Genomic DNA, 20828 nt, shown 5'->3' on the forward strand with positions numbered 1-20828 from the left:
AGCGTAACACTGTACTGTCACAGCCGCTGAACAGCGGAATGTCTTTATTCCTGAACTCCAGGGAGGTCAATATGTCATTAAAAGGGCTGCGTTTTACACTGGACGTGGACGGGCAGGACGCAGGTACGTTCGCCGTAGTGAGTTTCTGGTTAATGCAGAACAATTCCGTTCCGTTTGTCATGGATGTGGATGTCGCCAGCAAGGAATTTGGCCTGAAGGCAAACAGTCTTCTGGAAAAAAAAGCCACGCTGACCATCTGGCAGGGACCAAAAGCGCTGCGTTATGTCACCGGCGTGGTGGCCAGCTTCGGGATGAAAGAAAACAACCGCTGGCAGATGCTGTACCGTCTTCGTATCCAGCCCCCTTTGTGGCGCTGCGCCCTGCGCCAGAACTTCCGTATCTTCCAGCAACAGGATATTCAGGCCATTTCAGCCACCCTGCTGGATGAAAATGGCGTGACCGGCTGGACCTCCTCCTTCAATACCGGCCACCCTCCCCGCGAATTCTGCGTGCAGTATGGTGAAACCGATCTGGAATTTTTGTCCCGCCTGTGGGCGGAAGAAGGGATTTTCTTTTACGACAAACTCGCTCCGGATGGCCCGGACCAGAAACTGACGCTGTGTGATGATATGGCCGGACTCTCACCGATAAAAGAGGCTATCACCTTCAACCCGAACACCACCACGGAAGTCACCAGTGAGTGTATAAGCGCGTTTCATTATGAAGCGAGTGTCCGCCCCTCCTCCATACTGAGCAAGGATTACACCTTCAAAACCCCCGGCTGGGAGGGGAAGTTTAACCAGCAGGGCGAGAACCTGAACAGCCAGTTCACACAGTATGAGATTTATGATTACCCGGGGCGGTTCAAGGACGAACAGCACGGGCAGGATTTTACCCGTTACCAGATGGACGGTCTGCGTAACGATGCGGAAACAGGCAGCGGTTCCAGTAACTCCCCGAAGTTATGGCCGGGTACACGCTTTACGCTGAAAAACCATCCGCAGGAAACCCTGAATCAGGACTGGCAGGTGGTAAGCAGCGTGCTTACCGGGGAACAACCGCAGGCATTACACGGTAGCCAGGGCTACGGCACCACGCTGCATAACCAGTTTACCGCTATCCCCGCTGACCGTACCTGGCGTCCTCAGCCTTTACCCAAACCCAAAGTGGATGGCCCACAAAGCGCCATTGTCACTGGCCCGGCGGGCGAGGAGATTTTTTGCGATGAACATGGCCGGGTGCGGGTGCAGTTTCACTGGGACAGATACAATCCGAAAAATGAGAACAGCTCCTGCTGGGTGCGGGTATCACAGGCCTGGGCCGGAGCCGGATTCGGCAACTTAGCGATACCGCGTATCAATCAGGAAGTGATTGTGGACTTTCTCAATGGCGACCCGGATCAGCCCATTATCATGGGCCGCACCTACCACCACGATAACCGCTCCCCCGGTGGCCTGCCCGGCACCAAAACCCAGATGACCATCCGCTCGAAAACCTATAAAGGCAGCGGTTTTAACGAGCTGCGCTTTGAAGATGCCACTGCAAAAGAACAAGTCTACATGCACGCCCAGAAGGACATGGTGACAGAGGTACTGCATGACAGGACAACCACGGTAGATCATGACCATAACGAGACGGTGAAGAATAACCAGACGGTCACGGTCGTCGTGGGGCAGACCATTAACGTGGGCAGTAAGAAAGAAGGCGGGCACGATCAGAAAACCACGGTGGCAAACGATCAGATAATCACGGTCCAGAACGATCAGAAACTGCACGTTGCTCACGACCGCCACAAAGATGTTGATAACGACCAGATCACCACTGTTACCGGGTTTGACACTGAAACCGTGGTGAAGGATCAGAAGGTTAACGTTAACCAAAGTTATACGCTCACCGTTACCAAAGAAACGAAGATCATTTCAGGTGATCTTATCGAACTGACCTGTGGTGACTGCTCCATCAAAATGGAGAAAAGCGGGACGATAACCATTACCGGAAAGCAGTTTGACTTCACTGCCAGTGGCCCGGCCAATATCAAAGGTAAAGACGTATTCATCAATTAATATGTAAATAGGTGTATTTTCAGATAGTTATGCAGGTATAAATTATTATGGATTTTAACATCCCAATATACCCTGAATATATTTATGATTTTGATAGTGAATTAGATGACTATGGTGGTCAATACTATTCCTTTACTTCACCGTTAGATGATGGAATGTTTTTTTCAATCCCACCAGATAAAAAAATTCCGGGTTATTATTCACCAATTGTAGATGAGGATGAGGGGTTATGTGTTGGTTACATGCACAAGGGTACGTCAACTCTTTATGATATCTACGATTATAATGGTGATTTTGTCAACAGGTTTGAACCACCATTAGAAACACCTTGGGTTGACCCTCTAGATATAATATTAATGGGGCCTGTTATTATAAAAGGTTTCCGCCTGGGACTTGAATCATTTAAGCTAATAACAAAAAGAGGTGCAGTAGTTCGTGTTTCATCCTATATCACCAGGCATTGGACTACTCTCTTACGTGGCAGAATGAAATGGGGTTTATCATCTGGCGCACTTAAATTCTCAGCGACGCCCGCTCGTCACATGGCAGAAGCTGGTCGGTATGTTCCTGTGGCGATTTTGGAAAGGGCTATAAGGTATGGTAAAAGACTACCTGATGTCTCAGGAAAATCAGGAAAGATTCTACAGAGGTATGAGATTAAATTAATTCGTTCAAAAAAAAATAGTTAAAACAGCTGATATTGAGGGACCAGCTGTAAAAAACGCTAAAATAGGGGAGCATATATTATATGTAAATGAAGAATATACGCTTGAAGTTGTTGTTGATGAATCAACATGGACGATAGTGCATTTTTTGTATAAGTAAGGTGAGATATATGCTGAAGATTAAAACTCCTGAAATTGAATTTACCCTTACAGTTGATAGCACAGAAGAAAACTCTGCTGATTTTCCTTATTATAGCATATGTTTTAAACTGTCTGCCTTGTTTATTTCAAAAGAAATTAGGTATTCAGCGATATGGGAGGCTTATAATGGTGAGATTGAAACATTCAATTCCGAGTTAATTAGATTAAAAGATAAAGATGATAATGGTGAGGTTACTTTATCGCTGATGAATGAAAATAGCACATTAACTATTGTAAAAATAACCTCTCCCTATGAGATATATGTCTTTAGGTACAGGTTATCATCATCTGCAAACTCAGAGTTATTTATACAAGGGGAGTCAATACTGGATCAGACTTATATTTCCGCCATTGTAATGGGGGTCGATGATTTATTGAAATGATATGTCTTTATTACATTCTTTCTGTTATTAGAACGAGGTGTATAAAATGGAATTTCGTAACCTGACACCCTTTTCAGTGATGCAGTACGCAATGGATGATAAACACAACGAGCGTCATTGTGTGGTCGCTATGAAAACAGGCTTCCGTCTGGTACAGGACGATGAGGGCCAGTGGCAGGCCGGGTTGATGGAAAATCCGGTACTGCCTTTATGCGTGGAAGATGAATATGCCGGTGAAATCAATGTGTCCCCGGTGCTGCGTGAAAGCGACCTCGCCCCCCTGAAACCTGCCTGCGATATTATTGTGAATGGTACAGCGTACACGCCGGACGGTATCGCTGTGCCGGAAATGACGGCAGGTTTACTGATGCGCTCATCAAAAGGTGAGGTGCTGATTGACAAAAAACTGCGCATTACCGGCCCGCGCTTTTACCGGCAACAAGCATTGACCGGACAATGGTACGAAACCGAGCCGGAACCCTTTACCTCCCTGCCACTGAACTACCGCTACGCTTTTGGCGGCGAATGCCGTGTGAACGCTGACAGCGATTATGCAGACCGCATCCCGGAGGAATACCGTCTTACCGACGAACAGCGGCGCGAACATCCGGAGGCGGATAACCCGCCGCTGGCGCATATGGCCTGCCCGGTAAACCCGCTGGGGCTGGGGTATACGCAGGCGTGGTATCTGCGGGCCTGTGAACTACAGCAGGTGGACGCGCCCCGGATTATTGCGGTGGACAGCCCGTTCACCGTGAAACAGTTCACCGACTGCATGAACGGACATGCCGACTGGTTTGCCCCTGAATACCAGCCAGCGGGTTTTGGCGTGATTGGCCGTGCCTGGCTGCCGCGCCTGCCGCTGGCGGGCACCTATGACGAGGAGTGGCTGGAAACACAGCACCCTGACCTGCCGGATGACTTTGATTTTAACTACTGGAACTGCGCCCCGGATGACCAGCGCATTCCCTTTCCGCTGCCGGGACTGGAGTTCGTGCTGACGGGCTTTCGCCCGGAGGGTGATATTCATTTCACCCTGCCAGCACATGAAGGACGCCTGCTGATTCGTGCCATGAGCGGACACCGTTTGCCGCTGCCGATGCTGCTGGACACCCTGGAAATCAATACTGACACACTGACGGTGGCGCTGACCTGGCGCTTTCTGCTGCCGGGCAATACCCCACCGATACGTGTACTGGAAGCGAGATACCGGACAAGGAATGCATAAGGATGGCAGATAACTATACCGCGCGTAAAAGCGGAGACTGGAAAGTCGTCAGCACCAAACCGGACGTGTGTAAAACGCCGCGCGGGGATTCGACACCGCCCGTCCCCTACCCTGTCACGGCGAATATGGGTACGGCGGTGATGGTGGTGGAGTCGGTGAAGCTGAACGGCTGCCCGGCGCTGGTGCTTGACCAGAGTAAAATCCCGCAGACCATCGGTGATTCACCGGGTGCCGCGAAAGGCGTGAGCAGTGGCACGGTGGGGGATGTATGTGAGCCGCTGGAGCACAGCGAGACAGTGTTCTTTGGCGGCAAACCCATGTTACGGCACAACGATGAGTTCTGGATGAACAGCCGGAACACTATTGGTCTGATAGTGGGACAGCCGCCACCGGGAGGGGTTCCGGCAGACGAGGCAGACCCGCCGGATGAGCCTGAGACGGAAGAGGAAGAAGAGGAAGAAGGCAGCGGCTGGCTGGACTGGGTGCAGACGGGGCTGGATATAGCAGGGTTTATTCCGGTTGTGGGCAGTCTGGCGGACCTGGCGAACGCGGGTATCAGCGCGGCGCGGGGGAATTATGCCGAAGCGGCGATGTCGCTGGTCGCGGCAGTGCCGGGCGTGGGTGATGCGGCGAAGGCGGCGTCGATGGCGGTGAAGGGAGCAAAGGCCGTCGGCAAGATGGGCGCAAAAGCGGCGGCAAAAGCGGCAGCGAAAGCAGCAAAAGAGGCAGCGAAGGCGGCCAGACTTGCGGCGAAGGCAGCAGCAAAAGCGGCACGGGAAGCGGCCAGGGCGGCCAGGAAAGCGGCGGCGAAGCTGAAGGGCGGGATAGTTAAAGGCTGGAAGGAGCTCTGGGAACATCCGGGTGAAAAAGTTGAGGAGTTACTTTGTGACAGCGACCCGGTTGATGTGGTAACGGGTTCCCTTATTCAGCAGCTTAGCGTTCTGAGCCTGCCGGGTTCCCTGCCACTGACGCTTTCACGTTTTTATCGCTCACAGGCAAAAGAGACCGGGATATTTGGCCCGAAATGGACGGATGAGTGGTCCTGCTCGCTGGTGGTACACGGTGACAGTCTGCATTTCACCGATACGACTGGTGTGGTGCTCTACTTTACTATCCCGCAGGACGGCATTTTTCATGATGCCGTTAACTTCCGCATAAGCCGTTACCGGCTTTCCGGTGACATGCGCGGCGAACTGGCCATTTTTGACCGCAGCTCGCAGCAGACGCGGATTTTTACCTCAACAGACCGGGGCACATACCTGCTGTCAGCCCTTCATGACAGTTACGGCAACCGGATTGATTTTCTCCGCACGGACAGTCTGCTGACGGAAATCTGCCACAGTGACGGCTACACGCTGGCGCTTGACTGGCAACAGCGGCAACTGATGAGCATTGACCTGGTGACGCCGCAGCGTCAGCGCCTCGTCACCTGTAAATACGATGACAATGGTTTTCTGGCAGAGTGTGACACCTTCCAGTTTACCCATCTGTGGCATGAATATTCCCCCGAAGGGCTGATGACCCTCTGGCGGGATACGGATAAAACGCAGGTCAGCTACCGCTATGATGACGCCGGGCGGGTGACGGAGGTTTCCACGCCGGAAGGATACTATAACGACCGTTTTATCTATAACGATGAAGAACGCTGTACCACCTATCTGGATGCGGAGGGCGGACAAAAGCTTTACCGGTATAACGAAGATAACCTTGTCACCAGTATTACCGACCCGCTGGGCCGGGAAGAAGTTTCCGTGTGGGAAGGAATGAAACTTCAGTCCCGCACTGATGCGCTGGGGCGCACCACGGCGTATGATTATAACAGTGAAGGCGATATCAGCCGCGTATCCCTGCCCGGCGGCTACAGCCTGTCTTACGACTATAACGATGCCGGGCAACTGACTCAACTGACGCTGCCGGGGAATCAGGTATGGCAGTGGGTTTACGACGATAAAGGCAGTATGGTCTGCCTGACCGACCCGCAGGGACGCCAGCAGCAGTTCAGCTACAGCGAACAGGGTGATTTGCTGGCGCGCATCATGCCGAACGGGGCCACCTGGCGCTGGAGCCACGACGCACTGCACCAGGTGCGGGAAGCTGTTGCGCCAGATGGCGGCGTGACACAAATGGAACAGGATATTCTGGGGCGTCTGTTGAGCGTCAAAGACCCGCTGGGATTCACCACACAGTTCCGCCACAGTAAAACTCATGCCGGGCCACTGGGCAGCGTGGAAGAAATTCAGCGCCCGGATGGTGTACGCGAACTGATGCGCCAGAACAGCGAGAAGCTGCCGGAGAGCTTCACCGATGGCGAGGGGAAAACGACCTGCTATGAATACGGGGCGTTCGATATCCTGACCGCTGTTATCCGCCCCGACGGCGAGCGACTGGAATGCCGCTACGACAGGCTCACCCGCCTGACCCAAATCATTAATGCCGAAGGTGAACACTATCGTCTGGAATACGATAAAGCCGGACAGCTTGTTGCTGAAACTGACTTTACCGGACGCACGCTGACCTATGAATATGATGCTGCCGGGCGCTGCATCCGCACTACCTTCCCGGACGGCACGCACCTGAACCGCCGTTATAACGTGACCGACCAGGTGACGGATGAGGAGGTGACGCAGGGCGACAGTGACCGCATCCTCAGTACCACCACCTTCCGCTATGACACCCTCTGCCGTCTGGTGGAAGCCAGGAATGACGATGCCACCGTCACCTATGAATACGATGATGCCAGCCGGTTAACCGCCGAAACCATTAACGCCAGACGGACGGAATACAGCCACGACGCTGAACTGGACACGGTGGCGCAGCGTACTACCGCAGGTATTACGGAACGCTTCACGCGCGGGTTAACGGGCGAGCTGAAAGAATGGCTGATAGCGGACCATGCGCCGCTGGCTTTTGAGTACGACCTGCGCGGCCAGGAAATATCGAGAAAAAGCGAAACCGGGTTTTACCAGACGCAGGGCTACACGCAGACGGGGATGCTGACAACGCAGCGCGCAGGGAACCTGACAGAGCCGGAGGCGAAGAACAAAGACCTGCAACGGCAGTGGCTGTATGACCATGCCTATAACCTGACCATGATATCGGACTCGCTGCGCGGGACGATGGTCAACAGCATGACGGCGAACGACCAGATAAGCCATGCCACCTGGACGGGCAGTGGCAGTACCCTGATGAGCGAGGAGCGTTTCACTTACGACAGTAACCTCAACATCAGCCGCCGCCAGACGTGGGTGAACGAGGTGCTGGAAAGCGAGACGCATCAGCATCAACAGCATGGCCGGGTGGTATCGCGTGGACACAAAGAATGGCGACACTCAACACACCGTATTAACCCGGACACCGGGATGCCGGAGGAAGGGAAATTTGTCCGGGTGGTCAATGCGCACGGTATCACCTGGAAGTACGATGTTAACGGTCGTCTGGTGGAGAAACTTGTCGATAAAGGCGGCTACCGCCCGCTCACGTGGCGCTACCGGTGGGACGCCCGAAGCCAGCTTACCGGGCTGGAGACGCCGGAGGGCGAACGCTGGGAATACCGGTACGACCCGTTCGGCAGACGCATCAGCAAGCGCTGCACTAACCGGGACAAGGCAGGTATGGATTTTCACTGGAACGGGGGCCAGTTAACGGAAGAAATCCCTGTTAACACTGATGGTACACCAGACCAGGAAAACGCGATCCGCTGGATATACGAGCCGGGGAGCTTCACGCCGCTGGCGCGTTATGAAAAAGGCCAGTTGCATTATGCCATCACGGATACGGTGGGGCGTGTCCAGGAGCTGTTGACCGAAGACGGGGAAATCGTCTGGAAAGGTAAACAGCAACTGTGGGGCCGGGAAGAGGCTGCAAATGACGATAACCTGTCATGCAGGCTGCGCTTTCCGGGGCAGTATGAGGATGCGGAGTCGGGACTGTACTATAACCGATTCCGGTACTATGATTGCGAAACAGGGCAGTATCTGTGTGCAGACCCGATTGGATTAAGAGGTGGATTAAACCTTTATGGTTATGTCAAGAATCAATTGAGTATGACTGATCCGCTGGGACTGCGCAGAAAACATGCAACGTTAAAAGATAGAAACGGCAATCCTCTGGCTGAGGGAGTGAGTGGTAATTATGGAAGGGAAAAAGTTGGGGGGAAATTAGACTCTAGGTTAGAGGCCGTTGTTAACGCAGCAGTGGAAAAAATGGAGGATTTGGGAAAAGATAAAGATTTTCATGGCCATTATGCAGAAATTAATGCAATTCAGGATTTTTTAAATAAAGGCGGTACACTAGAGGACTTAGATGGATTGATAATGGAGACAGTAGAAATGTTTGGTGGGAAAGCAACTAAAACAGTGGTTGAAGCGTGTGATTGCTGTAAAGAAATATTATCTCATTTCAGGATAGATGATGCCTTTGAATTACTAAAAAATCCCTTTTAACGCCATTGAATTTTAGTGGAAATTATGTATGGCATGATTAATTGTATTATCAAGTGAGTTTTGTGATAATTGTATCTATGATAATGGAGGCTCAAATGACCGATATTTACAGAGATGACTTAATTGATCTTATTGACGAAATATGCGATTACCATGAAAAGCATGATGATTTAGATACTTATAAAAAAATTATTAACTTGAAGGCGAGTGTATTGGTTTTGCTGGAACCGTTTGATATTGCTGAGATGGAGGTTCTAATTAAGGGGAAAGCAGCTTGGGAACATGGTGATGATGAAGAAATAAAATATATTCGTAAAGAACTGGGCAGGAAACGTAGTGCGCTATATGAACTTAGAGGCAGTGACTGTAAGTGGCGCATTGGTAGAATAGATGCATTACGAGATCTTTTTTACACATACGATGAAGGCGAAGGTTACGGTGAGCGCTCGAATACAATAGATTATTTTGTGATACATATGAAAGAGGCCGGAGTGTCAAGGGATGCTATATATGCCAAACTTAAGGACGAATGGAAACGTTTTAAGAAAATTAATAACATTAAATAACGAATTGGTGCCATCAGCGATTGTCGGGAAATCCCACCGATGGCGAGGGGAAAACGACCCGCTATGAATACGGCGCGTTCGATATCCTGACCGCTGTTATCCGTCCCGACGGTGAGCGGCTGTAATGCCTAGGGAAAGATCATCAGCAGTACGTTTTTTGTACTAGTAAATCCGCATTTTTTGTTTAAAAATTAAGCCAATCCTTATCCGGTGCAACTGTCCTTCTGACTTTACATATGATCAAATATCTCCTGAAAAATAAGGAGAACAGATTATGGAACTTGAAAAGTTAATGGCACATATTTCAATTATTCCTGATTACAGACACTCCTAAAAAGTAGAACATAAGTTATCAGACATTCTTCTTTTGACAATCTGCGCTGTCACTCCTGGTGCTGAGGGATGGGATGACATCCATGGGGGCCGTATGCAGAAACGCATAGCTAAGGATACGTTGCGCGGAGTATGCGCAAGCTTGAGAAGAAACGGTGGCAGGCCTACCGGGAGCTGCTGTCGCAAATCGGCCCCAAACAACCCCGGCTGCTGTGATAAAGAGTCACGGTGGGCAGCGCAGGGGGAAAGCTCAGACAGGATCTTAGCCAGGGCGAAAGCATGAGTATTATTTTTTGTACAGCCATAGATCGAAGATAAAATACAATCAGAGATCGTGTGTTTTGCGTATATGAAAATACAACAGCGCCAACCGGGCATCAATGATATACAGGCTAAATATTTATTGCTTTGGTTGTATTTAATTGGTGATTGAAAATAATTCTGACCAATAAAATAGAAATAATATTATTTTTTGATTACTAAAAATACCCGGTAGTTTACATTTTTATTATACAGGCATTATCCGAAGGACTATCCGGCAATCATCGTTAGGTTATTTTAATACTAATTAATTTCATGAGGTGTTTAGCGGGGATAATATCTCCTGAAATAATTTTCTCAGCGAATAACATTAATTAAATGTTATTGATTCCTGAAACAGGGAGTGCATAAGGATGGCAGATAACTATACCGTGCGTAAGAGCGGAGACTGGAAAGTCGTCAGCACCAAACCGGACGTGTGTAAAACGCCGCGCGGGGATTCGACACCGCCCGTCCCCTACCCTGTCACGGCGAATATGGGTACGGCGGTGATGGTGGTGGAGTCGGTGAAGCTGAACGGCTGCCCGGCGCTGGTGCTTGACCAGAGTAAAATCCCGCAGACCATCGGTGATTCACCGGGTGCCGCGAAAGGCGTGAGCAGTGGCACGGTGGGGGATGTATGTGAGCCGCTGGAGCACAGCGAGACAGTGTTCTTTGGCGGCAAACCCATGTTACGGCACAACGATGAGTTCTGGATGAACAGCCGGAACACTATTGGTCTGATAGTGGGACAGCCGCCACCGGGAGGGGTTCCGGCAGACGAGGCAGACCCGCCGGATGAGCCTGAGACGGAAGAGGAAGAAGAGGAAGAAGGCAGCGGCTGGGCTACTCGCAGACGGGAATGCTGACAACGCAACGCGCGGGCAGCCAAGCAGAACCGGAGACCGGGAACAAAGACCTGCAACGCCAGTGGCTGTACGACAAAGCGTATAACCTGACGATGATATCGGACTCGCTGCGCGGCACGATGGTCAACAGCGTGACGGCGAACGACCAGATAAGTCACGCCACTTGGACGGGCAGCGGCAAAACGCTGATGTGTGAAGAGCGCTTTACCTACGACAAAAACCTAAATATCACCCGCCGTCAGGCCTGGGTGAACGAGGTGCTGGAAAGTGAGACGAGCCAGCATCAACAGCATGGCCGGGTGATATTGAGTGGACACTAAGAATGGCGACACTCAACACACCGTATTAACCCGGACACCGGGATGCCGGAGGAAGGGAAATTTATCCGGGTGGTCAATGAGCATGGTATCACCTGGAAATACGATGTTAACGATCGCTTGGTGGAAAAACTGGTTGATAAAGGCGGCTTCCGGCCATTGCAGTGGCGCTACCGCTGGAATGCGCGGAGTCAGCTTACCGGACTGGAAACACCTGAGGGAGAACGCTGGGAGTATAAATACGACCCGTTCGGGCGCAGAATCAGTAAGCGCTGTACCAACCGGGACAAGCCCGGTATGGATTTTCACTGGAACGGGGACCAGTTAACGGAAGAAATTCCGGTTAACGCCGATGGTACACAGGACAGTGAAAATGCCATCCGCTGGATATACGAGCCGGGCAGTTTTACGCCACTGGCACGTTATGAGAAAGGCCAGTTGCATTATGCCATCACGGATACGGTTGGCCGTATTCAGGAGCTGCTGACCGAAGATGGCGAAATCGTCTGGCGGGGCAAACAACAGCTTTGGGGCCGGGAAGAGAGTGCGAATGATGACAATATATCATGCAGGCTGCGTTTTCCGGGGCAGTATGAGGATATGGAGTCGGGGCTGTACTATAACCGTTTCCGGTACTATGATTGCGAAACGGGGCAGTATCTGTGTGCAGATCCTATTGGGTTACTAGGAGGCACTAATCCATATGGTTATGTATTAAATCCATTATATTACAGTGACCCGCTTGGGTTAGACTGTTATTCGTGGGATGCAAATCTCAGACGCTGGCGGAATAGCAAAGGGGAGTTTGTTAGAGTTGCTACTCGAGATTTCTTTGAACAGGACCTTAAAAGACAAGGGTTGCGGACACCTCCTGCATCTTTAAAAGAAACGTGGATTGATGGTCAATATAAAATAACGGTTAGAGCTCATCCGGCGGCCCCCAATCATGGATATACTGGCAGTATATATAGAGTATCGCGCCAGAAGATTGGAGATGGTACAGAATATATGGATATTTATGGTGATTGGCATAAGGAATCAACGCTGAAACCAAATTATAAGGGTGGTGCTCCTAATCCGACTTATGATGCACAAGCAGCAAAAGATACACATATCCCTTATTAAGGAAAGGTGATTATTTTCATGAAAAATACAATAGATGAAATAAGTAAAACATTAAAAGAAAAAGAGTGGTGTGATATGGAAATAGATAGCATCAGTAATAATGATTTAATTATAAAGGGATGTATGGAGTTAACAGATCAAGATTATTTTATAGAATTTAAATTCTGTGATGTCTCTTATATTGATGCGCCTCTTTCATGGACAGTTGATACTCGTGAGGAGTGCATATTCAAATACGTCGATAAAAAATTGATTTCTGTAGATTCTTCTGGGTTTCAAAAATATTTTCACTTGGGTGGTGATTATATGTTTTCATTTTTAGCTGACTTTTTTAATTCAAAGGATTGGATCCATATAGTTGCGAATTCGGTGGAATATAGAATTTTAACTTAGAAGTTATCCCGGTAGGCGTAAACCAGAAGAGGGGAAGACAGAGGGTATCTGGCTACAGTCCTTGCGGGGTTTCGTAATCTTGCCCTGGGATTTAACACAAATTTAATTCATGCGCTTGCCCTACTGCAACCCACGACCCGTCATTATAACCATTTGGAGGTATAACAAAATGTTTAATGATAGAAAAATTGAGGACTATTCAGATTATGATATATCAGTAATGCTTGGTATTGTAAAGCCTGAAAATATTAACTTCCAGTCGATAATTAATAATCTTGATTGTCATAAGGATTTCTATGGTGTCGGTATTATTTATAATGATGGTGTCGAATCTTTTGTGATCCGGAAGTCAAGACCTGGAGCCGGTGCCGTAGCGCATAAAATTACACATATTATTATCACCAAAATACTCACATCTCTTCCTGATTCAGTCAAAAAGAACTTTGAAGATATAGTTACTTCATCATTAATTGAAAACGAGAAAACATCATTCATATTGTCTTGTGGAGCGATGATTCTATGGGGTATCGGAACTTTTATTGCTGATGCGGCTACAGTAGCATCTTTCGGAGGTGCTACTCCTCTTGCTGTAATTTCGACGGCAGGCACTATAGCTACAGGAGCACAATGTGTAAATAGTGGATTGAGATTGTACGATTTAAATTTTAATGATGGTAAATGGGTTAGGTGGTTTGACTCTCAGACATGGTATTTATCCACAATTGCAATATTAGACCTGATAGCTCTGGCCGGTGCTGGTCGGGATTTATATAAAGCTGTTAAAGCATTTAGAGCTATTAAAAGTGTATCCAGTAATGCTACAGTCTCGTTGATAAAATGGCTGCGTGGATTTAATGTGACTGAGCGAATTACCCTTTCAAAAAATATCATTAAGCATTTTAACCCCAACGCTTCAGAAAAACAAATTAGCATGTGGTTAACAGCTAATAGGTACCCTAAAGTACTAGACTCTGAAAACGCCATGCGTGAGATAAATAGTTATCTTAATGATACAATAATATCATCAATGGGATATGGCGGTAGCGCACTTAATGGGGTACTCAGTGGCGCTCCTTTTGTGGCTAAAAAGCAGGAACCAGAGTATACAGAGCAAGATCGTTACGCAATAGGAATACTACGTACAGAGCAGACATTTTAATGAAAATCATAAATTTTATTACCGGGAAGAATATTAGCTCATTGATTTATTATTTTGATAGCATTAATGAAAATGATATTATCGAACATGCGCTTAATAATATTTGGCTTAAACAAAAAATACCCAATCCGCTTTCTGTTATTGCAATAATGATGTTATTGATGTTCTCATTCTCGGTACCATTTCAAATTACACTTGTCAGTTTTGATTTTCCTCCTCCAGTAGCCGTCTCAATTATATATCCACCTGTATTAATTGTTGTTGTATTAGTGGTTCTTGCCATGAAGGCAACGATAAAAGGAAGAAAATGGGCCGTTGTGACATTTAAATATCTGTTTCTGATTGATTGTCTTTTGTTTTTAATATCATTATATTTATCTTTTTATGTTGGAGATTTTCACTGGCAATTAATGATGGTAATAGCGGGGATGCTTTTGTGGAGTAGATATTTATTGAATAGCCACTCCTTTTTGATTGTAATAAAATTCTATCTCCATCGGAGGTTGGCTATGAATGTGATTGATAAGGTATCAGATAAAAAAAATACACATCAGGGAAAATAGCATATGAGGTTATTGACTGCCTGGTGAATAAATGAAATTTCATCTAATTGAACTGGTTCATAAGACCTTAACCAGTATTGTTAAACCGTATATGGCTGAACCCAAAAATGTGCAGGAAAAATTTTCATGCTGTGAACGCCCTGTGGGAGAATTTGATTATCGTGGTTACAGACTGCTCAACAGCTATAAACAATCTGTTATCCGTGGAGCCATTTGTCACACTGCACATCAGGTCGTGATTAAACGCATCACTGAGAAAAATGGCGGTATCATCCCCTTCGATCTGGCCGATCATTTCATGCTGGCGCAGGGGGTGGATATTGAGAGCCGGACAGATATTGCCCCGTCAGGAGAAATTGATGCAGGGACAGAAACCCGTGCCAGGAACCCGCTGTTAAGCCTGTCCGGACGCTGGGGACTCGTAGGCAAAGCCGGTATCGGTAACGCCATTCCTACCGGAGGCGTACAGTGGGACATGTTTGGTGAAGGTGCCCGCACCATCATGTTTGAACGTGATGAATCACTGATTGATCTACTGGAGCCGGATCAGGTGGAGCGTCTGAAACGTATTATCACTGAGCAGGCAGAGGCCAGCACGGATATTCAGCCGATAAAAGCTGAACATCAGGGCGCAGGATAAAAAGGGACAGCGTAATTGTTGTCCCTTTTTTCAATGATACGCAGTAAATTACATGATTCGTTAACACGATTAACCAAACTGGTTACAGGTTGCTAAAACAGCTTTATCAGGTTTTGTTAATGAACAGGATCATACCTTGTGAAGCTGTAGCAGAAACCAAATCCGCATCCGGTGACGGACAAACCAGTAAGCCAATGTTGTAGATAACCTGCAATTCTGCAAGGAATGCTTTCGTGGTAGTCTGCTTGGTGGTCCCGACAAACAGCTAAAAATAGTTTTAGTATAGAAAACATTTCATTAGCCCAAAGGACTGCGCCGAGTCCGGGCACCACCATTCAAAACCGGCTGGTCAGTTTTACAAGATGCAATCCTGACGGACACGAAGTCGAGCCAGTAAAAACACGATGTAACGCTGTTATTTGCTGTTGAAAGAAAGGCTCCTGAAGAACAGACTTGTTTGCGCAAGTCTGTTCTTTCGTGCGTGATCTTTACAGACCCTGATCGCTAATGCCAGATTGTGTCAGTTCGATATTCATCCACTAATTACGTCAGCTCTGTTTCCAGCATATCCCTCAAACTATCAACACTTTTATCCGTGTATTTTTAGTCCTGCATTCAAACGCGAATCGGCTCAACGGGTTGTTGACCCAAATTACACTGTCTCTGACGCTGCCGGGCAAGGTGAAATAATTACCTCTTACACATAAAAAATAGCATTCACGATCCACTTACTGCACTACCCAGAGGTATTCCTTCATAATTGTTCGGCAGATCAATGCTGTAAATATTAAATACTCGTTTAGCTTTACCTGTATCCGATGTGGATACAACAGGCTGTTTTACCGGAATCCAGAGTTTTCGGTCGGGTGAGATAAAAGAACCGTCCGGTCGAACCAGTCGTGGATCGCTAACCAGTACCGCACTTTTTCCATGAGGAGACCACAGAGTAATATTATGAGTTTCAGTTTCTGAGAAATAGATGTTTCCCTCCGAATCCATCGCGCATCCACCCGAAAAATTGTTGTCATAAACAAGCTCCACATGCCCGGCAAGAGCGGTATCAGAAAGCTTTTCATTCCAGAGATATTCGGTCTGTACCCGATACAACGGGCCTGTTGGCGCAGCCCAGTAGAGCCACGTGCCATCGGCGGTAATCTCGATCATATCACTATTCGGTGGATGAAATGTTTTTCCCCCTTTAACGTGCGCCAGCATCGCGGGAGGTGCTTTATCGCTGGCTTTTACTACAGGCATACCCGACAGGCGGCGGAGGGTAAGGCCGTTTTTGAGATCGTGAATAATAATGCCCCCCAGTCCTGAATCAGAAATGTATATTCGTGAACCGTGGAAACGTAGATCATTCATCTGCGCGCCCGGAGGCAGGATGGTTTCATCAAAACGCAGAATTCTAATAATCTCACCACTTCCGGCGTCTAATTGGACAATTTTCTGCGCACCCGGGCCGGGTCTGGCGAACTGCTCGCCGAAAATACCGGCGCTTAATGAACCCTGATCGACACACCATACGCTTTCATCAGTAAATACATGTACCGAATTGAGATAGACAAACGCCTCGCTGCCATCGTCCCCCGGCTGCCAGGTATTCCAGCGGTTTCCCGGAAAAGGCTGCAGGCTGCCATCTGCCCTCTGACGCGCCAGTGAGGGTGTGGCATATTCAGCAGAATAGCGCGGCAGACCAAGAAAAAGTCTGCCGCTGCGGGTAATCGCGACCTGGTTTGCCATCCAGGGAGACTGAACGGCAACCTGCAATACAGGCTTTAATGTGACGGCATGAGTGAAAGGGATTCTGCCAGCACAAAGCACAGCAAGTACTTTTAGAAATGTACGGCGTGAATAAGTCATTTTCTGTTCCGGGTATCAGTTCTGGAAGTTATTCGCACCCAAAAGGCCAGTTCTCAACTAACCTTGCGATGAGTAATGCTCGGCAACAAAGTACATCAGAACTGCTGGCTACGACTGAGGCATCAGGCCTTTGTAACAGGTAAAAGAGCATGCCCCTTGCGGGCGCAGATCGCCATTCGGCCCCACGGCAACCACGGTACCTGCGCCATCAACGCCAAGGACCTGGCCGACCTGCGTCGACAGGACTTTCCAGTCCACAGGGTTAAGCCCGATCGCTGCGTTATGTACCAGTATGTCATCAGGCTTTAATGGCTGAGCGCTGAGATAACAATCCTGCAGTGCTGCCGGTGAATCGCCGCCCTGCCATACCCAGCCGCGCCATTCCGTGGGAACACAGAGGTCATTATCAGACATAGGCACCTGCCGAATAAGTCAGCTCATAACTGTGGCTGTAAAGCTCAATGATGTTGCCAAACGGATCTTCCATGTAGACCATCCGGTAGGGTTTCTCTCCAGGATAGTATTCACGCACAGGCATACGCTGTCTGCCGCCTGCGGCGACGATTTTAGCCGCTAATCCCTCCACATCCGGGTCCTGCACACAAAAGTGAAACACACCGCTCTTCCAGTATTCAAAGTTGTTTTCCGGTTTTTCAGCGGCTTTAAACTCAAACATCTCCACTCCAACACGATCGCCGGTTGAGAGGTGGGCAATACGAAATTTTTCCCAGCCTGAGCCAAATACGTCTGTGCACATTACGCCAATAGCGGAATCATCTTCCTGAATCTCAGTAGGCGGCATAATCAGATACCAGCCCATCACCTCGGTATAAAACGTAATGGCAGCGTCAAGGTCAGTGACCGACAGGCCAATGTGGGAAAAAGCACGGGGATAAGGTGTTGTCATCATTTCTCTCCAGTGATGAAAAGATCTACAGACTACGTGCAGCCATGTATAATGAAAACAGTGATTCAGTTATAGGATTTATAAATTTTCATTATGCTAAATCCACAATGGTTAAAATCATTCGTTACACTGACAGAAGTGGGCAGTTTCACTGAATGTGCAGAGCAGCTTGGTATCACCCAGGCTGCAGTCAGCCAGCATATTCGTCACCTCGAGCAGAAGTTAGGGCCCCTTCTCCTGCGCAGCAGACGGCCTCTGGAACTGACCCCGGCCGGAAACGCGCTGACTGATTATTGTCAGCAGGTTGATCGGGCGCACCGACAGCTTGAGTTACGGCTCAGCGACAGTGATGTCACCTGCGGCGAAATTAGCCTGATTTCACCCGGTAGTATTGGCTTGCGCCTTTATCCACTGCTGCTTTCACTACAGGGGGAGCATCAGGATTTAACGGTTCGTCATCGTTTTGCCCCTGACAGTGAAGTTATCGACGCGGTACTACATAATCGCTATGAAATGGGACTTGTAACGCAGAAACCTGATGACCGGCGGCTTGTGGCGCAGAAGTTTGCTGAGGAGGCGCTGGAACTGGTTATTCCGGCCAACGCCTGTGTTAATTGCTGGGAAGATCTGGAAGCGCTTGGCTATATCGATCATCCTGACGGGCAGGCTATGGCGACGCGTCTGCTCAGTAGACGTTTTCCCGGCAATCCCGGCGTTCGTAACCTTCCGCAGCGTGGTTTCAGCAATCAAATCAGCCTCATACTCGAACCCGTGGCGCGCGGGCTGGGATTCACCGTCCTGCCCCGCTTTGCCCGGCTGGCGTTTGCTCGTCCGCAAGCCATTAAGGTCACTGAAGACGGGGCTGCACTTGTTGATACCATCTGGCTTATTCATCGTGCCGAATGGCCGCTCTCGGCGCGGGCGCAACAGGCGCTGCACTGGCTGAAAGACAGGATATAACCTCTGCCCGGGAGCCAGATTTATTTACCCGCTTTGCCGCCGATACCAGACCATCCAGCCAGTCCTGATGCCCGATAATCACCGGATTTGGTTTAGTCTGTGCCGGCTGCTTCGTCGGTTCCCCTGCTGTCGGAGAAACATACTCTGTTACCTGCGCTTTAACGGGAAAGCCGAAAGTCTCAGAATAGAAACGAACGCCCTGTTCCAGTTCAGGCCCTTTATCGTTATAAAAACGCGCATTGATAGAATCATTGAAACGTCAGAAAAGCTGTTATATACCCCATTTCATAGTATCAACGTTCAGGGGGCGCCGCTTCGGCGTCCCCTTTGTTTAGCGCACGACTAATCCTCGTACGCAGCGTGATGGAAATCAATTTCCCACTGCAGCACATCACCGTAAAGCGCCGACAGCGCCTGCTTTTCATGTTCACTCAGCGCCATGGCGCAGCGGTCGAGTTCGTTCTTCAGCCAGAGCGCCTGCTGATAAAATTCGTCCTCCGCGTGCATTTCCACCCAGCGTCGTACATCAGCATCGCTCTGGCGATGTTCGCTCACCCGTCGGCACCAGAAATAATACATCCACTCCGCACCGAACATCAGGGTAACGATCTGCTCATAGCTTCCCTGCCGGGCCGTCCGCAGCATGCCGTCGCGAAAGCGCTGCACGCCGGGAAGATCGTCCGGATAATCAGCGGGAGTAATCCGCCGTTCTGATAATACCTGTTCAAACCATGCAATCTGCGTGTCAACCAGGGCATTCAGGACGCCAATAAGCCAGCGCTGCTGATGAATACCCGGCGCATTGCTGACCCCGAGAGCAAAAATCGCGATTGCCGTCGCGACAAAGTTGCCCTCAAACACCAGATAGCGGTTAAAGACGGCTGTCGGCAGACGATCCTGTTCGATATCAGTCACAAAACGGTGCTGCTGCATCGCCTGCCACGCCGATTGATGTTCGCGCAACAGCCGTTCGCTAAACGCTTCCATTATGCTTCCTCCAGCGCGGCCTGAGCGACCGACATAAAATGCTTCACCCGGGCCAGTTCAACATCGTTCCACCAGACGCCATCGACCTTCATCGTACTGGCCACAATGACCCCCTGGGTCCGTCCGAGGATCTGGCTCACGTTGGCGGGCGTCACCCCGGATCCCACCAGCAGCGGTAGCTCCGTCGCCCCGCGGATCTCGTCAATTTCCTCCATCGTGGCGCTATCGCCCGTGCGCTGGCCGGTCGCGATCACCGCATCGGCTTCGAAGAAATCCACGTCGCGCGTGAGCTCCTGAATAGAACGATCGGCAACGATGGCATGGCTACCGTGCTTGACGTGGCTGTCGGCAAAGACGCGAATATGTTCAGCGCGCAGCATGCTGCGATAGCGCAGCGCCTTAGCGGCCGCCCCTTCAATAAATCCTTCGTTGGCGATATAGGCGTTGGCCCACTGGTTTACGCGGACGAAATCGGCCCCGCCCGCCAGGGCGATCGCCATCGCCGGGATCGCCGCGTTCGCCAGGACGTTAATGCCCAGCGGCACACCAAAACGCTCACGAACTTTCTCGGTAATCACCGCCATCAGCGCAGAGGTTTCATGACCGATATCCTCAGGTTTGGAAAAAGGAATATCACCATGGTTTTCAATAATCAGGCCGTGAACGCCGCCTGAAATATAATTTTCAGCATCGCGAAGCGCACGCTCAACAATACCGGGGACTGATTTCCCTCGATATTTAGGCGTACCTGGAAAAGGATCGCAATGAATAACGCCAATAACAACTTTATCACGTGAAAAAATAGCTTGTATTGCATTCGTTTTTTCTGCTGAGATAGCAACCATCTTATCCATCCTGTTAAGG

19 protein-coding genes and 1 pseudogene are annotated in these 20828 nt (G+C 49.3%); 15 read left to right on the top strand and 5 right to left on the bottom strand.

Features of this window, described 5'->3' with window-relative positions; translation table 11 throughout:
* Positions 1 to 71: 71 nt before the first annotated feature.
* The 14 genes and pseudogenes from tssI to P0H77_RS18780 all read left to right on the top strand — a co-directional run bounded on the left by tssI (position 72) and on the right by P0H77_RS18780 (position 15247).
* On the top strand, positions 72 to 2063 hold the full coding sequence (gene tssI / locus P0H77_RS18715; RefSeq protein WP_276165178.1) for a type VI secretion system tip protein VgrG: 1992 nt from the start codon (positions 72 to 74) through the stop codon (positions 2061 to 2063).
* A 47-nt stretch (positions 2064 to 2110) separates the two neighbouring features.
* Positions 2111 to 2752: a hypothetical protein gene (locus P0H77_RS18720; RefSeq protein WP_276158716.1), complete on the top strand. Its 642-nt coding sequence runs from the start codon at positions 2111 to 2113 to the stop codon at positions 2750 to 2752.
* Positions 2753 to 2898: 146 nt separating this feature from the next.
* On the top strand, positions 2899 to 3312 hold the full coding sequence (locus P0H77_RS18725; RefSeq protein WP_276158717.1) for a hypothetical protein: 414 nt from the start codon (positions 2899 to 2901) through the stop codon (positions 3310 to 3312).
* 46 nt (positions 3313 to 3358) lie between these two features.
* A complete protein-coding gene (locus tag P0H77_RS18730; RefSeq protein WP_276158718.1) occupies positions 3359 to 4540 on the top strand; it encodes a DUF2169 domain-containing protein in 1182 nt (393 codons plus the stop codon).
* Between the two features lie 2 nt (positions 4541 to 4542).
* The gene (locus tag P0H77_RS18735) at positions 4543 to 8982 is read left to right on the top strand and encodes a PAAR-like domain-containing protein (protein WP_276158719.1); all 4440 of its coding nucleotides are present in this window, start codon (positions 4543 to 4545) and stop codon (positions 8980 to 8982) included.
* A 95-nt stretch (positions 8983 to 9077) separates the two neighbouring features.
* The gene (locus tag P0H77_RS18740; protein ID WP_276158720.1) at positions 9078 to 9548 is read left to right on the top strand and encodes a hypothetical protein; all 471 of its coding nucleotides are present in this window, start codon (positions 9078 to 9080) and stop codon (positions 9546 to 9548) included.
* Between the two features lie 274 nt (positions 9549 to 9822).
* A pseudogene (locus P0H77_RS18745) lies at positions 9823 to 9963 on the top strand (transposase family protein); the annotation flags it as partial.
* A 592-nt stretch (positions 9964 to 10555) separates the two neighbouring features.
* A complete protein-coding gene (locus P0H77_RS18750; RefSeq protein WP_276158721.1) occupies positions 10556 to 11050 on the top strand; it encodes a DUF4150 domain-containing protein in 495 nt (164 codons plus the stop codon).
* On the top strand, positions 11044 to 11370 hold the full coding sequence (locus P0H77_RS18755) for a hypothetical protein (protein WP_276158722.1): 327 nt from the start codon (positions 11044 to 11046) through the stop codon (positions 11368 to 11370). The genes P0H77_RS18750 and P0H77_RS18755 overlap by 7 nt, the downstream gene beginning before the upstream one ends.
* A 42-nt stretch (positions 11371 to 11412) precedes the next feature.
* Entirely contained in the window at positions 11413 to 12492 is a 1080-nt protein-coding gene (locus P0H77_RS18760; RefSeq protein ID WP_276158723.1) for an RHS repeat-associated core domain-containing protein, read from the top strand.
* Between the two features lie 18 nt (positions 12493 to 12510).
* Positions 12511 to 12885, top strand: coding sequence for a hypothetical protein (locus P0H77_RS18765; RefSeq protein ID WP_276158724.1), 375 nt, complete (start codon positions 12511 to 12513; stop codon positions 12883 to 12885).
* Positions 12886 to 13054: 169 nt separating this feature from the next.
* Positions 13055 to 14044: a hypothetical protein gene (locus P0H77_RS18770; RefSeq protein WP_276158725.1), complete on the top strand. Its 990-nt coding sequence runs from the start codon at positions 13055 to 13057 to the stop codon at positions 14042 to 14044.
* Complete coding sequence (locus P0H77_RS18775; protein ID WP_276158726.1) at positions 14044 to 14607, top strand: hypothetical protein; 564 nt, start codon at positions 14044 to 14046, stop codon at positions 14605 to 14607. The genes P0H77_RS18770 and P0H77_RS18775 overlap by 1 nt, the downstream gene beginning before the upstream one ends.
* 31 nt (positions 14608 to 14638) lie before the next feature.
* Entirely contained in the window at positions 14639 to 15247 is a 609-nt protein-coding gene (locus tag P0H77_RS18780) for a hypothetical protein (protein ID WP_276158727.1), read from the top strand.
* Positions 15248 to 15964: 717 nt separating this feature from the next.
* On the opposite strand, the gene P0H77_RS18785 is transcribed toward P0H77_RS18780, so the two are convergent.
* The 3 genes from P0H77_RS18785 to P0H77_RS18795 all read right to left on the bottom strand — a co-directional run bounded on the left by P0H77_RS18785 (position 15965) and on the right by P0H77_RS18795 (position 18020).
* The gene (locus tag P0H77_RS18785; protein ID WP_276158728.1) at positions 15965 to 17110 is read right to left on the bottom strand and encodes an L-dopachrome tautomerase-related protein; all 1146 of its coding nucleotides are present in this window, start codon (positions 17108 to 17110) and stop codon (positions 15965 to 15967) included.
* A 108-nt stretch (positions 17111 to 17218) separates the two neighbouring features.
* The gene (locus P0H77_RS18790; RefSeq protein WP_276158729.1) at positions 17219 to 17524 is read right to left on the bottom strand and encodes a hypothetical protein; all 306 of its coding nucleotides are present in this window, start codon (positions 17522 to 17524) and stop codon (positions 17219 to 17221) included.
* Complete coding sequence (locus P0H77_RS18795) at positions 17517 to 18020, bottom strand: lactoylglutathione lyase family protein (protein ID WP_276158730.1); 504 nt, start codon at positions 18018 to 18020, stop codon at positions 17517 to 17519. The genes P0H77_RS18790 and P0H77_RS18795 overlap by 8 nt, the downstream gene beginning before the upstream one ends.
* A gap of 90 nt (positions 18021 to 18110) precedes the next feature.
* Between P0H77_RS18795 and P0H77_RS18800 the strand changes: the two genes are divergently transcribed.
* A complete protein-coding gene (locus P0H77_RS18800; RefSeq protein ID WP_276158731.1) occupies positions 18111 to 18977 on the top strand; it encodes a LysR family transcriptional regulator in 867 nt (288 codons plus the stop codon).
* 342 nt (positions 18978 to 19319) lie between these two features.
* On the opposite strand, the gene P0H77_RS18805 is transcribed toward P0H77_RS18800, so the two are convergent.
* Together P0H77_RS18805 and P0H77_RS18810 are read right to left on the bottom strand one after the other, a co-directional pair.
* Entirely contained in the window at positions 19320 to 19964 is a 645-nt protein-coding gene (locus P0H77_RS18805) for a TenA family protein (RefSeq protein WP_276158732.1), read from the bottom strand.
* Positions 19964 to 20809, bottom strand: coding sequence for a BtpA/SgcQ family protein (locus P0H77_RS18810; protein WP_276158733.1), 846 nt, complete (start codon positions 20807 to 20809; stop codon positions 19964 to 19966). Before P0H77_RS18810 ends, P0H77_RS18805 begins: the two co-directional genes overlap by 1 nt.
* Between the last annotated feature and the right edge of the window lie 19 nt (positions 20810 to 20828).

The organism is Superficieibacter sp. HKU1, from assembly GCF_029319185.1.
GTDB lineage: Bacteria > Pseudomonadota > Gammaproteobacteria > Enterobacterales > Enterobacteriaceae > Superficieibacter.

What these genes read in the sequence shown, in the direction of transcription:
- P0H77_RS18750 (WP_276158721.1), top strand. Translation starts at nt 10,556, where the DNA reads ATGGCAGATAACTATACCGTGCGTAAGAGCGGAGACTGGAAAGTCGTC.
- P0H77_RS18740 (WP_276158720.1), top strand. Translation starts at nt 9,078, where the DNA reads ATGACCGATATTTACAGAGATGACTTAATTGATCTTATTGACGAAATA.
- P0H77_RS18775 (WP_276158726.1), top strand. Translation starts at nt 14,044, where the DNA reads ATGAAAATCATAAATTTTATTACCGGGAAGAATATTAGCTCATTGATT.
- P0H77_RS18725 (WP_276158717.1), top strand. Translation starts at nt 2,899, where the DNA reads ATGCTGAAGATTAAAACTCCTGAAATTGAATTTACCCTTACAGTTGAT.
- P0H77_RS18785 (WP_276158728.1), bottom strand. Translation starts at nt 17,110, where the DNA reads ATGACTTATTCACGCCGTACATTTCTAAAAGTACTTGCTGTGCTTTGT.
- tssI (WP_276165178.1), top strand. Translation starts at nt 72, where the DNA reads ATGTCATTAAAAGGGCTGCGTTTTACACTGGACGTGGACGGGCAGGAC.
- P0H77_RS18760 (WP_276158723.1), top strand. Translation starts at nt 11,413, where the DNA reads ATGCCGGAGGAAGGGAAATTTATCCGGGTGGTCAATGAGCATGGTATC.
- P0H77_RS18810 (WP_276158733.1), bottom strand. Translation starts at nt 20,809, where the DNA reads ATGGTTGCTATCTCAGCAGAAAAAACGAATGCAATACAAGCTATTTTT.
- P0H77_RS18735 (WP_276158719.1), top strand. Translation starts at nt 4,543, where the DNA reads ATGGCAGATAACTATACCGCGCGTAAAAGCGGAGACTGGAAAGTCGTC.
- P0H77_RS18805 (WP_276158732.1), bottom strand. Translation starts at nt 19,964, where the DNA reads ATGGAAGCGTTTAGCGAACGGCTGTTGCGCGAACATCAATCGGCGTGG.
- P0H77_RS18790 (WP_276158729.1), bottom strand. Translation starts at nt 17,524, where the DNA reads ATGTCTGATAATGACCTCTGTGTTCCCACGGAATGGCGCGGCTGGGTA.
- P0H77_RS18795 (WP_276158730.1), bottom strand. Translation starts at nt 18,020, where the DNA reads ATGATGACAACACCTTATCCCCGTGCTTTTTCCCACATTGGCCTGTCG.
- P0H77_RS18730 (WP_276158718.1), top strand. Translation starts at nt 3,359, where the DNA reads ATGGAATTTCGTAACCTGACACCCTTTTCAGTGATGCAGTACGCAATG.
- P0H77_RS18720 (WP_276158716.1), top strand. Translation starts at nt 2,111, where the DNA reads ATGGATTTTAACATCCCAATATACCCTGAATATATTTATGATTTTGAT.
- P0H77_RS18800 (WP_276158731.1), top strand. Translation starts at nt 18,111, where the DNA reads ATGCTAAATCCACAATGGTTAAAATCATTCGTTACACTGACAGAAGTG.
- P0H77_RS18765 (WP_276158724.1), top strand. Translation starts at nt 12,511, where the DNA reads ATGAAAAATACAATAGATGAAATAAGTAAAACATTAAAAGAAAAAGAG.
- P0H77_RS18770 (WP_276158725.1), top strand. Translation starts at nt 13,055, where the DNA reads ATGTTTAATGATAGAAAAATTGAGGACTATTCAGATTATGATATATCA.
- P0H77_RS18780 (WP_276158727.1), top strand. Translation starts at nt 14,639, where the DNA reads ATGAAATTTCATCTAATTGAACTGGTTCATAAGACCTTAACCAGTATT.
- P0H77_RS18755 (WP_276158722.1), top strand. Translation starts at nt 11,044, where the DNA reads ATGCTGACAACGCAACGCGCGGGCAGCCAAGCAGAACCGGAGACCGGG.